Origin of the sequence: Nostocoides japonicum T1-X7 (genome assembly GCF_001046855.1) — a bacterium.
Classification (GTDB): domain Bacteria; phylum Actinomycetota; class Actinomycetes; order Actinomycetales; family Dermatophilaceae; genus Nostocoides; species Nostocoides japonicum.
This window is the reverse complement of sequence record NZ_HF570958.1, coordinates 2,704,340-2,719,773: the sequence shown is the minus strand read 5'-3', so window position 1 is coordinate 2,719,773 and position 15,434 is coordinate 2,704,340. Positions and strand designations below refer to the sequence as shown.

The 15,434-nt window shown below is 71.7% G+C and carries 13 protein-coding genes and 2 tRNA genes; 8 read left to right on the top strand and 7 right to left on the bottom strand.

Features of this window, described 5'->3' with window-relative positions; translation table 11 throughout:
* Positions 1–483 precede the first annotated feature (483 nt).
* A tRNA-Gly gene (locus tag BN12_RS12170) sits at positions 484–557 on the bottom strand.
* Between the two features lie 81 nt (positions 558–638).
* On the opposite strand from BN12_RS12170, the gene BN12_RS12165 reads away from it, so the two are divergent.
* Positions 639–712: transfer RNA gene (locus tag BN12_RS12165), tRNA-Pro, on the top strand.
* 307 nt (positions 713–1,019) lie between these two features.
* A complete protein-coding gene (locus tag BN12_RS23810) occupies positions 1,020–1,466 on the top strand; it encodes an NUDIX hydrolase (protein WP_162233083.1) in 447 nt (148 codons plus the stop codon).
* A 294-nt stretch (positions 1,467–1,760) separates the two neighbouring features.
* Here BN12_RS23810 and trmB read toward each other — a convergent pair whose 3' ends face one another.
* The 4 genes from trmB to BN12_RS12140 form a co-directional block, all read right to left on the bottom strand.
* Complete coding sequence (trmB, locus tag BN12_RS26150) at positions 1,761–2,288, bottom strand: tRNA (guanosine(46)-N7)-methyltransferase TrmB (RefSeq protein WP_235432391.1); 528 nt, start codon at positions 2,286–2,288, stop codon at positions 1,761–1,763.
* 338 nt (positions 2,289–2,626) lie between these two features.
* The gene (locus tag BN12_RS12150; RefSeq protein ID WP_053080024.1) at positions 2,627–3,751 is read right to left on the bottom strand and encodes a PP2C family protein-serine/threonine phosphatase; all 1,125 of its coding nucleotides are present in this window, start codon (positions 3,749–3,751) and stop codon (positions 2,627–2,629) included.
* A 129-nt stretch (positions 3,752–3,880) separates the two neighbouring features.
* Positions 3,881–4,354 carry a ribose-5-phosphate isomerase gene (locus BN12_RS12145; protein WP_048552800.1) on the bottom strand — a complete coding sequence of 158 codons (474 nt, stop codon included), beginning with the start codon at positions 4,352–4,354 and terminating at the stop codon, positions 3,881–3,883.
* Between the two features lie 89 nt (positions 4,355–4,443).
* Positions 4,444–5,088, bottom strand: coding sequence for a mycothiol-dependent nitroreductase Rv2466c family protein (locus tag BN12_RS12140; RefSeq protein WP_048556343.1), 645 nt, complete (start codon positions 5,086–5,088; stop codon positions 4,444–4,446).
* A 148-nt stretch (positions 5,089–5,236) separates the two neighbouring features.
* Here BN12_RS12140 and pepN point away from each other — a divergent pair, with 148 nt between their 5' ends.
* From pepN to BN12_RS12110, 6 genes are all read left to right on the top strand, one after another.
* Complete coding sequence (gene pepN / locus BN12_RS12135; protein WP_048552798.1) at positions 5,237–7,786, top strand: aminopeptidase N; 2,550 nt, start codon at positions 5,237–5,239, stop codon at positions 7,784–7,786.
* An 8-nt stretch (positions 7,787–7,794) separates the two neighbouring features.
* Positions 7,795–8,754: a mechanosensitive ion channel family protein gene (locus tag BN12_RS12130; RefSeq protein ID WP_235432390.1), complete on the top strand. Its 960-nt coding sequence runs from the start codon at positions 7,795–7,797 to the stop codon at positions 8,752–8,754.
* 164 nt (positions 8,755–8,918) lie between these two features.
* A complete protein-coding gene (locus tag BN12_RS12125) occupies positions 8,919–9,314 on the top strand; it encodes a globin (RefSeq protein WP_327152655.1) in 396 nt (131 codons plus the stop codon).
* Positions 9,315–9,607: 293 nt separating this feature from the next.
* Positions 9,608–11,383: a glycoside hydrolase family 13 protein gene (locus tag BN12_RS12120; RefSeq protein WP_083454610.1), complete on the top strand. Its 1,776-nt coding sequence runs from the start codon at positions 9,608–9,610 to the stop codon at positions 11,381–11,383.
* 18 nt (positions 11,384–11,401) lie between these two features.
* Positions 11,402–12,208: a glycerophosphodiester phosphodiesterase family protein gene (locus tag BN12_RS12115; protein WP_048552794.1), complete on the top strand. Its 807-nt coding sequence runs from the start codon at positions 11,402–11,404 to the stop codon at positions 12,206–12,208.
* Positions 12,209–12,510: 302 nt separating this feature from the next.
* Positions 12,511–13,620, top strand: a complete 1,110-nt coding sequence (locus BN12_RS12110) for a tellurite resistance/C4-dicarboxylate transporter family protein (RefSeq protein ID WP_235432389.1) — start codon at positions 12,511–12,513, stop codon at positions 13,618–13,620.
* Positions 13,621–14,202: 582 nt separating this feature from the next.
* Here BN12_RS12110 and BN12_RS12105 read toward each other — a convergent pair.
* Positions 14,203–14,841, bottom strand: coding sequence for a hypothetical protein (locus BN12_RS12105; RefSeq protein ID WP_235432388.1), 639 nt, complete (start codon positions 14,839–14,841; stop codon positions 14,203–14,205).
* Positions 14,838–15,287 (bottom strand): acyl-CoA thioesterase, encoded by a 450-nt coding sequence (locus BN12_RS12100; RefSeq protein WP_048552792.1) that lies wholly within the window; start codon positions 15,285–15,287, stop codon positions 14,838–14,840. Before BN12_RS12100 ends, BN12_RS12105 begins: the two co-directional genes overlap by 4 nt.
* Positions 15,288–15,434: the final 147 nt, after the last annotated feature.

Genomic DNA, 15,434 nt, shown 5'->3' with positions numbered 1-15,434 from the left:
CGGTGAGGCTCGCGCAGCTGGCCGGTCCGCCCGTCGCGTCGGGCCGCCTCGGCGGCTCGACGTCGTGGCCGGCGTCGCCGACGAGCTCGACCTGGGGCCGGCGGGCCGGGCCGGGCTCGAGGTCGAGCAGGGGCCTGGCGTCTACAGGGGGTGCGAGGGTCGATTGGCAAGGTTTGCCAGCGGTCGCCAGCGGCCGGGGGTCTACGGGTGGCGCGAGGAGGCTCGCCGGCCTGGCGCGGGAACCGTCGGGCCTCGACGCGCGACGGGTGGGCTCGTCGGCGCCGGCCGTGGCGGCCGGCGTGTCGCCGGGCCGGATGGTGGCGCGGCGGGGCTGGTGGGTCGGTGGCGTGGTGGTGCTCGTCGTCATGCCAGGGGTCCTGTCGTCGTCGCTGTGGCACGTTATGGCACGAGGCACTGACAGCCGGGTGGCTGGGTGGTGCCTGGTGGGCGACGGATACCGGGCCTGACCAGCGGAAACGCGGGTGGAGCCGGCGACGAGAATCGAACTCGCGTAGCCAGTTTGGAAGACTGGGGCTCTACCATTGAGCTACGCCGGCGCATGCCCCCGGACCGTGGGCCGAGAGCAGGCGTTAGCCTAATGCCCGCCCGTCGCGCCGCCGAAATCGACGCGACGGTGACGGGGTATGGCGCAGCTTGGTAGCGCGTCCGCTTTGGGAGCGGAAGGCCGCCGGTTCGAATCCGGCTACCCCGACCGACAACGTGAGGGGTGGGAAACGGCGAAGCCGTTCCCACCCCTCACGTTGTCGTATCGGGGCGGCAGGATGACGGGAGGAGCAGCGCATCCCGCGACGAAGGAGCGGGAGACGCGACGACGGCTCCGGCTACCCCTCACGTGCGTGGTCAGGCAGCGCGACGACGGCTCCGGCTACCCTCACGTGCGTGGTCAGGCAGCGCGACGACGCTCCGGCGACGTCATCGAATCGGCCCCGGCGTCATCCGGAACAGCCCCGGCCGCCGAGGCACTGCAGCCGAAGAGACGGCCGTGGCAGGGTGGACACGTGGACGAACACATGGCCCAGACGTTCATCACGGCGAGCGTCGTATTCCGTCAGGGCACCGACATCCTCACCGTCCGGAAGCGGGGGACGTCGCGGTACATGCTGCCCGGGGGCAAGCTCGAGCCGGGAGAGACACCGGTCGACGCGGCGGTGCGGGAGGCGTCCGAGGAGGTCGGAGCGGTCCTCGATCCGGCGGAGCTCGTCCTGCTCGGCCACTTCCGGGCACCGGCCGCCAACGAGCCAGGGGCCGTCGTCGTGTCGGACGTCTTCCTGAGCGGCACGACGATCGAGCCGACGGTGGCGGGTGAGATCGACGACTACCGCTGGACCGATGCGGCCGGACCCCTGCCTGAGGACATCGCACCGCTGCTGGCCGACTGCGTCATCCCCGCGCTCGATGCCCTGCCGGTCGTCCCGGCCCCCGCGGCCGTCCACGAGCAGTCCTGAGACGGCGTGCTCCAGGCTCCGTCCCCCTCGCCCCCGTCAGTCGGATCTGTGCCGGTCCGCATACCTGAGGAGACCCGGGCTATTCGTGATCGAGATCCGTGTCCCGACACTGACGGTCCGCATGCCTGAGGGGACCCGGGCCGATGCACAACCCCACGGAGATCTCGACGATTCTCCTCTCGTCGCCCGGCAGGACGGAGCGAGCGGGCTGACCGACGACGGTCGCGTGGACCGGTGACCGAGCGCCCGACGAGTCTCCTCTCGTCGCCCGGCAGGACGGAGCGAGCGGGCTGGTCACCGACGGGTCGCGCGCACCTCGGTGACGGTGCGCCCGGCGGCCCGTCCCTTCGCCTCGAACCCGTCCTCCGGTCGCCACGACGGGCGGTCACCGACGACGACGTCGAAGCCACCGTGAGCGGCGAGCTCGGCGAGGGTGTGCTCGGCGTACCCGTCGTCGTCGGTCGCGACGAGGAGGATGCCGCCCTCGGCGAGGCGGGAGTGGACCAGATCGAGAGTCAGCGGCCGGACGAAGCGGCGCTTGGCGTGTTTCGCCTTCGGCCATGGGTCGGGGAAGAAGAGGTGGACCGCGGCGAGCGAGGCCGGCGCCAGACGGTCGGCGAGGAGGTGGACGGCGTCGCCGAGCTCGACGCGGAGGTTCGCGACGCCGGCCGCGTCCGCCGCGGCGAGCAGGCGGGCGACACCCGGCGTGTGGACGTCGACGGCGAGGACGTCCTGGCTGGGGAAGGCGATGGCGTATGCGACGGCTGCCGCACCGTGACCGCACCCCACCTCGAGGACGAGCGGCGCGGAGCGCCCGAACACGGCCGTCGCGTCGAGTGGTCCAGACGGGATCCGCCGGGAGGGGAGGAACCGGGCCAGGCGCTCCTCGGTGAGGGCCGACCGACGACCGCGGCGGGCCGCATAGGACCGGACCCAGTCAGGGTGAGGCGCCGACACGACAGCACCCGCCGAGCCGTCAGCAGCAGCACCCGACACGACACCCGCCGAGCCGTCGGCAGCAGCACCCGACACGACAGAACCCGCCGAGCCGTCGGCAGCAGCACCCGACACGACAGGACGCGCCGAGGGTCGGCGACCGGCCGAGGGATCAGGGCCGGCCGGCGGCGCGCCGAGGGCGACGTCGTCCATCGGGCCGCTGCTCACTCGAGGGTGACGAGGACGACGGCCTTGTCGTCGGTCTCCCCGGCCCGGGCTGCCCGGCAGACCGCGGTGGCCAGCCCCCGGAAGCCGTTGTTGCGGCCCGGCTCGGCGACGCCGAGCATCCGGTCGACGCCGTCGGCGAAGTCACGATGGCGGGCCTCGACGACCCCGTCGGTGTAGAGCAGGAGCGCGTCTCCGGGGCGGATGACGCCGAACGAGCGGGTGAAGACGGCGCCCTCGCCGATGACACCGAGCAGGGGGCCCGTCGTGTCCTCCAGGAGGGCCCAGCGGCCGGAGCCCGCGAGGTACTGGGCGGGCGGGGGGTGGCCGGCGCACCCGACGCTGTACCGGCCCGTCGCGAGGTCGACGTCGAGGTGGACGCACGTCGCGAACCCCTCGTCCCACTGCTGGCGGATGAGGTAGCTGTTGGCGTTGCAGAGGAACTCCTCGGGCCTCACCGAGCCGAGCAGCCCACCGAACGCGCCGGACAGGAGGAGAGCCCGGGTACCCGCACCGCTCCCCTTTCCGCTGACGTCGACGAGGGCCACCTCGAAGTGCTTCCCGTCGGTCGAGAGGTTCGTCAACATGAAGTCCCCCGAGAAGGAGGACCCGTAGGCGGAGTTGAGGGCCGCCTCGGCATACCACGGAGCAGGGAGGTCCGGGAGCTCACCGCCGCGCCGCAGCCGGTCGCGGAGGTCGACGAACATCGACTCCCCGCTCACGCCGACGACGCCCAGCCGCTCCCGGGACCTGCTGATCCAGAGCATGAAGCCCATGACGATGATCAGGGAGACGAACGACCAGACGGTGACCGCAGTCGAGGTCGTCGCGGGCCGGAGCACCGAGGTGAGGGACACCCAGGCGGCGACGTAGATGTAGTAGACCGCCGCGACGACCGGCCGGAGGAAGAGCCCGGCGAGGACGACGAGAGGCATGTAGAGGCTGACCCCGGGGATGGCGTTCGGCTGGTGCCATCGGAACAGCCCGAGCGCGCCGGTGCCGATGACGAGGGCGAGGAAGACGAGCGTCGACGCGCGCCGCCGGACCGGTCCCAGCGCGCGACCGGCCCGTCGGAGGCGTCGCCCGAGCAGCGACGGCGGACTGGCCGGGGCGTCGCGTCGCATCGTCGGTGGGGTCAACGAGGCTGCCTGGGGGTCGGAGTCGTGCGGGGCGTGGGAGTCGTGCGGGCCGACGATATCCCAGCGCGAGGGTCCGCGTCTGGTCGTCCGTCCGGTCGCGGCCGTCGCGGTCCCTCAGGAGGACGGGAGCGGAGGGAGGGTCCCGTCCTTCTCGTATGCCGCGAGCATGTCGATGCGGCGCTGGTGGCGCTCGACACCGCTGAAGGAGGTGGAGAGGAAGACCCGCACCATGGATCGGGCCTGCTCGAAGCTCGTCATCCGACCACCGATCGAGATGACCTGCGCGTTGTTGTGCTGGCGGGCCAGCTGGGCCATCTCGTCGTCGTAGCAGAGCGCGGCCCGGATCCCGGGAACCTTGTTCGCGGCGATCTGCTCGCCGTTGCCCGACCCGCCGAGGACGATGCCGAGGGACTCCGGGTCGGCCGCGACGGCCTCCGCGGCCCGCAGGCAGAAGACGGGGTAGTCGTCCTCCGGATCGAGCTCGAACGCACCGTGGTTGGTCACCTCGTGGCCCTCGGCCCGCAGGAACGCCAGGAGATCCTGGTGCATGTCGTATGCCGCGTGGTCACCGCCGATGTGCACCCGCATGGGTGTGCCTCCTCCAGTCGTCCTGCACCGGGTCACCGGGCAGGGTCGGTCCGTCCTGCTGCCTGCGGGCGACCGCCGTCCACCGGGCCTCAGTCGAAGATGGGACCCTGATCGCGGCTCCGCTTCAGCTCGTAGAAGCCGGGCGTCCCGGCCACGAGGACACAACCATCCCACAACCGCCCGGCCGCCTCGCCCTTCGGCGCCGGGGTGACGACGGGACCGAAGAACGCCACGCCGTTGACGGAGACGACGGGTGTGCCGACCTCGTCCCCGACGAGGTCGATGGCCCGCTGGTGGCTCGCGCGGAGGAGGTCGTCGACCTCGTCGGTGTCGGCATACCGGGCCAGCTCGAGCGGGAGACCGACCTCCTCGAGGGCCGGCTCGAGGATCTTCGTGTAGTCCCGCTCGCCCCCGAGGTGGATCCGGGTGCCCATCGCGTCGTACAGCGGCTTGACGACCTCCTCGCCGTGGTCGCGCCGGGCGGCGATGATGACCCGCACGGGGCCCCACCCTCGGTCGATCATCGCCCGGTAGTCCTCGGGCAGGTCACGGCCCTCGTTGAGGACGGACAGGCTCATGACCGACCACGTCACATCGACGGGGCGGACCTTCTCGACCTCCATCATCCAGCGCGAGGTCATCCAGGCCCAGGGACACAGCGGGTCGAACCAGAACTCGGCGGTCGTGCGGGAATCTGTCGCCGTACTCTCGGGGCTCACCGTCGTCGTCGTCACGACACCATCCTCACACGCTCCGACGGCTCCCTGCGCCTGGGCCGGTCGTGCGAGGATGGCGCGGAGCGTCGCCCTCGACACCCGGCGGCGTCCGCTGCCCAGGAGGCGGCCCCACGAGGGCTCGGCTCCGGTCCCGGAAGGAGCGCGCGTGCCCGGCAAGAACCTGACCCGCAGTGAGGCGCAGGATCGCGCCGCCCTCGTGGCGGTCGACCGCTACGACGTCCATCTCGACCTCACGACGTCGCCGGAGACGTTCCGGTCTCGGAGCACGGTGACCTTCGCGGCCCGGGTGCCGGGCGAGACGACGTTCCTCGACTTCATCGGCGACTCGGTCGAGCGGATCGTCCTCAACGGTGCCGAGCTGGACCCCGCGACCCACTTCGACGGCGTGCGGGTCACCCTCCCGACGCTCGCCGGGCACAACGTCCTCGAGGTCGACGGCACGGCCCGCTACATGAACACCGGCGAGGGACTCCACCGGTTCGTCGACCCGGTCGACGACGAGGTGTACCTCTACTCCCAGTTCGAGGTTGCCGACTCCCGGCGGATGTTCGCCGTCTTCGACCAGCCCGACCTCAAGGCGACCTTCGCCTTCACGGTGACCGCGCCCGCGCACTGGCACGTCGTGTCGAACTCGCCGACCCCCGAGCCGATCCCGGCGGGTGACGACGTCGCGACCTGGGCCTTCCCGGCCACCGAGCGGATGAGCTCCTACATCACGGCGCTCGTCGCGGGCCCCTACGACGTCGTGCGCGACGAGGCGAGCAGCCGCAAGGGTGCGGTGCCGATGGCCATCTACTGCCGCAAGTCACTGTCGCGGTACCTCGACGCGGACGACATCTTCGACCTCACCAAGCGCGGCTTCGCCTTCTTCGAGGCGGAGTTCGACCGCGAGTACCCCTTCACCAAGTACGACCAGCTCTTCACGCCCGAGTACAACATGGGCGCGATGGAGAACGCCGGCGCGGTGACCATCAACGAGGTCTACATCTTCCGGGCCAAGGTGCCCGAGGCCCTCGTCGAACGGCGGGCCCTGACGATCCTCCACGAGCTGGCCCACATGTGGTTCGGCAACCTCGTGACGATGCGCTGGTGGGACGACCTGTGGCTCAACGAGTCCTTCGCCGAATGGGCGTCGACGACGTGCCAGGCCGAGGCGACGCACTGGACGAGCGCCTGGACCACCTTCGGCACCCACGAGAAGACCTGGGCCTACGCCCAGGACCAGCTCTCCTCGACCCACCCCATCGTCGCGCCGATCCGCGACCTGCAGGACGTCGAGGTCAACTTCGACGGCATCACGTATGCCAAGGGGGCCTCGGTCCTCAAGCAGCTCGTCGCGTACGTCGGGAGGGAGCCGTTCGTCGCCGGCCTGCGGGCCTACTTCCACAAGCACGCCTGGGCCAACACGACGCTCCCCGATCTCCTCGACGAGCTGAGCGAGTCCTCCGGCCGCGACCTGACCGGCTGGTCGAAGCTGTGGCTGGAGACCGCGGGCGTCAACACGCTGCGCCCCCTCGTCGCCGTCGACGACCACGGGCTCGTCTCGTCGGCGGCCGTCGAGCAGACCTTCCCGGCCGACCACCCGACGCTGCGCCCGCACCGCCTCGGGATCGGGCTCTACGACGTCGTCGGCGACGTCCTCGAGCGGGTCGACTACCTCGAGGTCGACGTCGACGGCGAGCGGACCGAGCTGCCCGAGCTCGTCGGCCGGCCCCAGCCGGACCTGCTGCTCCTCAACGAGGGCGACCTCGCATACGCGAAGATCCGGCTCGACCCGCGGTCCCTCGCCACCGCCCTCGCGCATCCGCGAGGGTTCGGCGACTCCCTCCCCCGCTCCCTCGTCCTCGGGGCCGCCTGGGACATGACGCGCGACGCCGAGATGCGCGCCCGGGACTTCGTCGACCTCGCCCTCGCGAGCCTTCCCGGCGAGAGCGACTCGACCCTCCTGCGGACGGTCCTCGGTCAGATCCAGACCGCGGTCCAGTCCTACGTCGAGCCCGACCACCGCGAGGAGCTGCGTGAGCGGGCCGTCGCGACGCTGCGCGACCTCGCCCGCGCCGCCGCACCGGGCAGCGACGCCCAGCTCCAGCTCGTCACGACGTATGCCGCGCTCCTGCGACCCGGCGACGACGTGACCTGGGTGCGGGACCTCCTCGAGGGCACCGAGTCCCTCGACGGGCTCGCCGTCGACACCGAGATGCGGTGGACGCTGCTCACCGCGCTCGCGGCGACGGGGGACGCGCCGGAGTCCGAGATCGACGCCGAGCACGCGCACGACCGGACCGCAACCGGACGCGAGCGGGCGGCGCGCGCCCTCGCGGCGATCCCACGGCCGGAGCTCAAGGCCGCCGCGTGGCGCGAGGCGATCGAGAAGGACGGGCTGCCCAACTCCGTCGTCGAGGCGACCGGGCTCGGGTTCGGCCGGCCGAGCGACCTCGCGCTCCTCGAGCCCTACATCGAGCGCTATCACGCGATGCTCACGGACGTCTGGGCCTCCCGGACGCACGCCATCGCCGAGGCCATCGTCATGTGGTTCTACCCGCGCGCGCTCGCCGACCAGCGCCTCCTCGACGCGACGCAGGCGTGGCTCGACACGCACGCCGACGCACCGGCCGCCCTCGGCCGGCTCGTCGCGGAGAACCGCGACGGCGTCGCCCGGGCCTTGCGGGCGCAGCGGCGCGACACGGAGGGCTGAGCGCCGCCGTGCCCGTCCGTCTCGTCCGGCTCTCCCTCGCCGACTCGGCCGCGCTCACGTGGTCCGACGTCACCGACTGGCTCCTCGGCCCCGGCGTGAAGATCCTCCTCGTCATCGTCATCGCCGTCGCTCTCAAGTGGATGGTGAACCGGCTCGTCCGGGGCCTGTCCAAGGCGGCCATCGACAGCCGGCTGACCCGGTTCGTCGCGGTCGGTGCGAGCGGTGCGAGCGGCGCGAGCGGCCAGCATGCGCAGGAGGACCCGCAGGCCTATGTCGAGCGGCACGCCCACCGGGTCCGGACGACCTCGACGATGGTTCGCAGCGCCCTCACCATCCTCATCGGGGCGATCGCCGTCGTCACCGTCCTCGACATCCTCGGCATCCCCCTCGGGCCGCTCATCGCCTCGGCCGGTATCGGTGGTGTGGCCCTCGGTATCGGCGCCCAGAGCCTCGTCAAGGACTATCTGTCCGGCGTCGTCATGATCATGGAGGACCAGTACGGCGTCGGCGACGTCGTCGAGGCGGGGCTCGCGACCGGCCCCAGCGTCGTCGGCACCGTCGAGGACGTCTCGCTGCGCGTCACCCGGATCCGCGACGCGAACGGCGTCGCGTGGTACGTGCCCAACGGCCAGTTCGTCCGGGTCGGCAACACGACGCAGGGCTGGTCGGTGGCCATCGTCGACACGCCCATCGCCTACACCGAGAACACCGAGACGGCGCTCTCGGTCATCCGTGGCGCGGTCGACGCCCTCGACCACGACCCCGCGTGGAGCGACAAGCTCATCGAGGCCCCCCAGGTCATCGGCATCGAGTCCGTCGGCGGAGCCACGCTGACGATCCGCACGACGTGCAAGTGCCTCCCCCAGCAGAACTTCCCCGTCCAGCGGGAGCTGCGGGAGCGGATCAAGATCGCCCTCGACAAGGCCGGCATCGAAGGCCCGCCGCCGATGCCCTTCGGCCGTCCCTGATCGTTCACCTCCTCCCCGGTCGGCCGACGACGGGTGGGGTCGGCGGGTGTCGACCACCCTCTCGCCGGGTGTGGGGCGTGGCCGACCCGCCTGCTCGACGGGTTGGGAGGGGCCGACGCACCCACGTGGCGAGAGCGGCATACGAGGTTTGAGAGACTGGCACGGTGAGTGAGGTGCGGGGCGAGGCCGAGACGTTCTACGACCAGGTCGGTGGGCACGCGACGTTCGAGACGCTCGTCCGCGTCTTCTACGAAGGGGTCGCGTCCGACCCGGAGCTCCGTGCGCTCTACCCGGAGGAGGATCTCGGTCCCGCCGAGCGACGGCTGCGGATGTTCCTCGAGCAGTACTGGGGCGGCCCGACGACCTACTCCCAGGAGCGCGGCCACCCCCGCCTGCGGATGCGACACGTCCCCTACGCCGTGACCCCCGACATGCGGGACCGGTGGCTCCTGCACATGCTCGCCGCCGTCGACACCCTCGACCTCGACCCCGCGCACGACCTCGCTCTCCGCGACTACCTCGAGCGCGCGGCATACATGCTCGTCAACACCCCCGGCTGACCCTCCCTCCCCGGCGACACGCTTTATCGGGTCACCCGACAAGACGGAGGTCCACCCGACTTCCCTTGTCGGGTGAAGGTCAGCTTTATCGGGTCACCCGATAAAGCTGGTAGGTGGCGGGCCGAAGTCCCTCGTCGGCTGCAGTGTTCCGGGGTCACCCGACAAGACTGAGGTTCACCCGACTTCCCTTGTCGGGTGAAGCTCAGTGTTATGGGGTCACCCGATAACACTGGCGGCCTGACCCGACCCGTCGAGCCGGCCGATCCCCGGCATACCGTCTCGTCGTTGTCAGTATGCGAGACGCGCGGCGATCACTTTGGCGTCACCCGAGCCGTGGTGGAGCATGGTGCCCCGTGACTTCAGTGCTCGAGAGGACGTCCGAGAGCCTCATCCACCAGCCCGACCCCGTCGACGCCCCGTGGTGGCGCAGCGCGGTGATCTACCAGATCTACCCGCGCTCGTTCGCGGACAGCAACGGTGACGGGGTCGGCGATCTGCCCGCGGTCACCGACCGGCTGCCCTACCTCACGGCGCTCGGCGTCGACGCGATCTGGCTGTCGCCGTTCTACGTCTCGCCGATGGCCGACGCCGGGTACGACGTGACGGACTACCGCGACATCGACCCGCTCTTCGGCACGCTCGCCGACGCCGACGCGATGATCGCCCGCGCCCACGAGCTCGGCCTGCGCGTCATCGTCGACCTCGTCCCGAACCACACGTCCAACCACCACGTCTGGTTCGAGGCCGCCCTCGCGGCGGCACCGGGCAGCCCCGAGCGCGAGCGGTACGTCTTCCGCGACGGCAAGGGGCCCGACGGCAGCGAGCCGCCGAACAACTGGAAGTCCAACTTCGGCGGCTCCGCCTGGCAGCGGGTCGACGACGGCCAGTGGTACCTCCACCTGTTCGACTACCACCAGCCGGACCTCAACTGGCAGAACCCGGAGGTCCGCGCGGAGTTCCACGACATCATCCGGTACTGGCTCGACCGGGGCGTCGACGGCTTCCGGGTCGATGTCGCGCACGGGCTCGTCAAGCGCGAGGGCCTGCCCGACTTCAACGGCGTCAACCACGACTTCGGGCCCGAGGGCGACCGGCTTCCGACGAACACCTCGCCCTTCTGGGACCAGGACGGCGTCCACGAGATCTACGCCGGGTGGCGCACGATCCTCGACGAGTACACCGCCGCCGACCCGACGCACGAGCGGATGATGTGTGCCGAGGCATGGGTCCAGCCGGCCGAGCGGATGGCGCTCTACGTCCGCGACGACGAGTTCCAGCAGGCGTTCAACTTCCCCTTCCTCGCGACGCACTGGTATGCCGACGCCCTCCATGACGTCATCGAGCTGTCCCTGCGCTCCAACGACTCGGTCGGGGCGCCGACGACGTGGGTGCTGTCCAACCACGACGTCGTCCGGCACGCCTCCCGGCTCGGACTGCCACAGGATCTCCCGCGCCCCAACGGGATCGGCGCCGCCGACCCGCAGCCCGACGAGGCGCTGGGGCTGCGGCGGGCACGCGCCGCGACGACCCTCATGCTCGCCCTGCCCGGCGGCGCCTACCTCTACCAGGGCGAGGAGCTCGGCCTGCCGGACTCGACGGAGCTGCCCGACGAGGTGCGCCAGGACCCGACGTTCCGGTTCACCAAGGGCGTCGAGCTCGGGCGGGACGGGTGCCGGGTGCCGATCCCCTGGGTCAAGGACGCGCCCTCCTTCGGGTTCGGGCCCTCCGCGGAAGCGTGGCTGCCCCAGCCCGCCGCATACGGCGCGTATGCCGTCGACCAGCAGGACGGCGTGCCCGGCTCGACCCTCGAGCTGTACCGGACGCTGCTGCGCATCCGGCGGGAACGTCGGCTCGGCAACGGCGGCATGGAGTGGCTCACCGGGTTCGACGACGACGCCGTCGTCGCCCTCGTCAACGTGGCCGGGAGCGGCGAGCGGACGACAGTCGTCGCCAACCTCGGCGCGACGCCCGTCGAGCTGCCCGCCGAGGCGGGATCCGTCCTCGTCGCCTCCGGGCCGCTCACCGAGGAGGGCCGGCTGCCGACCGACACGACCGTCTGGCTCGGCTGACCGGCTCCCCACATCGCGATGCGCCGGACGGCAAACGACTTCGCCTACCTCGACGCGCCGACCCCGGTGGGGCTCGCCCACCGGGGCGGCGCGGCATACGGACCGAATCGCGGGATCGAGAACACCCTCGCCGCGTTCCGGGCGGCGGTCGCGATGGGGTACCGGTACCTCGAGACCGACGTCCACGCGACGTCCGACGGGATGCTCCTCGCCTTCCACGACACGATCCTCGAGCGGGTGACCGACGGCGTGGGTTCCGTTGCGTCGCAGCCGTATGCCGTGATCCGGTCGCTGCGGGTGGGTGGCGCCGAGGCGATCCCGCGGTTCGACGACCTCCTCGAGGAGCTGCCCGGGACGCGGATCAACGTCGACGTCAAGGCCGGCCCCGCGATCGGCCCCCTCGTCGCGACGATCCGGGCGCACTCCGCCGTCGACCGGGTGTGCGTCGCGTCGTTCTCCGAGCGTCGGCTCCGGGCGGTGCGCCGGGCCCTCGGGCCCCGGCTCGCGACGGCGGCCGGTCAGGTCGGGACGGCCGGCCTCGTCCTCGCGCCGCGGCTCGTCTCGCGCTGGCTCGCGACGCCCGCACCGGTCCTCCAGGTGCCCGAGATCGTCCCAGTCCGCGGCCGGACCCTGCGGATCGTCTCGCCGGCCCTCGTCGAGCGGGCCCATCGGCTCGGCAAGCACGTCCACGTGTGGACCGTCGACGAGCCGGCCGCCATGGAGCGCCTGCTCGACTGGGGCGTCGACGGCATCATCAGCGACCGCATCGACGTCCTGCGCGACGTCCTCGCCGCCCGCGGCACCCCGCTGCGCCGGGACGGCTGAGGCGCCCGGAGCATTCCGGCAGGTGCGGGGTTGTCGTGGTCGCCCGCCGCGGTCGCCCGCCGCGGTCGCCCGCCGCGGTCCGGCCGCCGCGGTCCGGCCACGGCAGATCTCGCACGTGCCGACTTGTTGTCGTCGATCGGGCGTCCTGACGACATCTTCTCGGCACGTGCAACACCCCAACTCGCACGTGCCGACTTGTTGTCATCGATCGGGCGTCCTGACGACATCTTCTCGGCACGTGCGAAGGGCGGAAGACTCGCGTCTGGTGCTCGGCGAGCGGCGCGGGCTCTACCCTGAGGGGCGTGCCGCCCGCCACGACGCCCATGGAGGACGAACGCGCGCCCGCCAGCGGGCTCGCTGCTCGCGCGGACGAGGCCGTGCGCACGCTCACGCCGGGCTACTTCGCGGCCGTCATGGCGACCGGCATCGTATCGGTAGCAACCCAGCTGAAGGGGTGGGCGTCGCTCTCCGCGGCCTTGCTCGTCATCGCGATCGCGATCTACGCCATCCTCATCCTCCTCAGCATCGTCCGTGTGGTGCGCCACCACGACGCGGTACGGTCCGACCTCGCCGACCCCCGTCGCGCATTCGGTTCCTTCACCTTCGTCGCGGCGACATGCGTCCTCGGCAGCCGCATCGGGACCGGGCCGCCCCACGCCACCACCGTCGTGCTGCTCGCGGTGGCCACCATGACCTGGGTCGTACTGGGCTACACCCTTCCGTGGACCGCGGTCCTCGGACGGGACGAGCGTCCCCTGCTGCACACCGCTGATGGGACCTGGTTCATCTGGGTCGTCGCCAGCCAGTCGATCGCGGTCCTGGCCGCCACCCTGGAGGTCGAGCTGCCGGCTGCCCGATCGCCGCTCGCGGTGGTCGCCGTCGTCTCCTGGTCGGTGGGCGCCTTCCTCTACGGAGCGGTTGGCGTCTTCGTCTCGCTCCGTCTGCTTGTGCACCCCTTGCGCCCGGTCGATCTGATCCCGCCCTACTGGGTATCCATGGGTGCCACGGCCATCACCGTCGTCGCCGGCTCGCGGATCGTGGGGATGGCCGACGCCCCGATGGTCGACGCCACCCGGGGGCTCATCGCCGGCACGTCGGTCTTCTTCTGGGCCTTCGGCACCTGGCTCATCCCGCCGCTGGTCATCGGGGGCTACTGGAGGCACGTCCGCCACCGCGTCCCCCTCCGCTACGAGCCGGGACTCTGGAGCGTCGTCTTCCCCCTCGGCATGTATGGCGTCGGAGCCCGCCTCCTCGGCCACGCCGACCGGCTGCCGCTGGTCGAGGCCATCGGAGACGCCGAGTGCTGGGTGGCCCTGACGGCCTGGGCCCTGACCTTCGTCGCCATGCTCGTCCACCTGTGGCGCACGATCGTTCGGCCCACTCCCCTGTCCGAGGACCCCGTCAGCGGGTGAGGGGCCGTCATGCCCGCTCGGCCGGAACACGGGCCTCGTGGAGCCCACCATCCGGGCGACGATGGGTCCGGTCGAGGTACGTAGCGACCCAGGAGTCGCTGGATACCTCGACCGAACCCGGCACCGATCGGGTCGAGGTATGCGCAGGCGCTGCGCTGGTCGCTGGATACATCGACTGAGGGGACACCCTGGCGGTCGAGGTATGTGGTGACGTTCTGGTGGTTCCTGGATACCTCGACCGCCCGCAGATCCGATCGAGTCGAGGTACGTAGAGACCCGGCGGCAGCCCCTGGATACCTCGACTGAGGGGACACCCTGGCGGTCGAGGTATGTGGTGACGTTCTGGTGGTTGCTGGATACCTCGACCGCACCCGGCACCGATCGGGTCGAGGTATGCGAGGGCGCTGCGGAGGCCGTTGGATGCCTGACCGGATCGAGGCGGCCGGAGCACACGACCGATCCGAAAGGAGGGCGGCCGACACCGCCCGCTCAGCGAGGACCAGAGGGGTCGAGCCGCCCGCTCAGCGAGGACCAGAGGGGTCGAGGCGCCCACCCGATAGGGAACGGGTCCCGAGATCCCCGTCAGCGGGTGAGGACGTGCCCGACCCTGCTCGTCAGCCGGGTCCACGGGCCGCAGGCATAGAGACGCAGCTCGCCGCCGGGCGGCACGAAGCCGAGCGTCACCGCGCCGAAGGCCAGCCCGGCCCGGAACGGCGGCGTCGTCGAGGTCATGGCCGACCAGACGCGTTGCCGGAGCGCGCCGACGGCGAGGCTGCCAGCACCGTCGGGCGTCCCGCGCGCCACCTCGGCGATTCCGGACCGGGAGGTCTCCGCGATGTCGGCCGGGTCCACGGGCCCGACGAGGTCCCAGCCGCCGCGCGGGGGGGTCACCGCGGCCCACGGAGCGACGACCCGGGTGGGGGGCACCGGGAGAATCGTTCCCGCGTCCGGTCGAACCAGGCGGTCGCCGATCGCCCCGACCGGCACGACGGCGTCGAGCTCGGCCGGCTCGGCGAGGGCGACGACGCGGAGTCCGAGGACGACACCGGCCGATGTGAGTCCCTGACCGGGCAGGACGCCGACCCACACGGCGAGCGTCGACCCCGCGGCCTGCAGGCGCATGCCGGCGTCGGCGTCGACCGCCCGGACGCGCGCGGCATACGTCGCGAGGTCCCGCGCCGTCTCGGGGTCCGCCAACCGCAGCGCGGCAGGCGAGCTCACCGCCGGCGCCAGCGGAAGGGGACCGGCTCTCCTTCGAGCAGCCGCAGCTGGTCCCGCTCCTCCGGGGTGAGCCGGCGGGGGGCGGCCCTGCGGAAGTCGTACGCGACGAGCGTCGTCTCGGCCCTCGCATACAGCTCGGAGCCGACGTCCTCGGGGTCGCGCACCTCGTAGGACAGGTCGAACCCGGCGCCCCCGATCTTCGTCGTCCACATGTCGACCGCGATCGGCGCATGCCGGAAGGTGAGAGGAGCGAGGTACTCGATCTCGTGCCGGGCGACGAGGACCCCCGTCTCGAGCATGCTCCGCTCGTCGCCGAACCACTCGCGGAACGCGATGACCCGCGCGTCCTCGAGGAGCCGGAGGAACTGGACGTTGTTGACATGCCCGTAGGCATCCATGTCGCTCCAGCGCAACGGCACGAGGAACCGGCGGGTCGCAGCGTCCATGCCGCTCATCCTTGCAGGCCCCCTGTGGATGACGGAACCGGCCTGTCGGTCCAGGCGCCTACGGTGTATGCGATGACGAGCGACACCGAGACCCAGTCCCCTGCCACGTCGGTTGCGGCGCCCGGCGCCGAGCCCCACGGCGCGTCG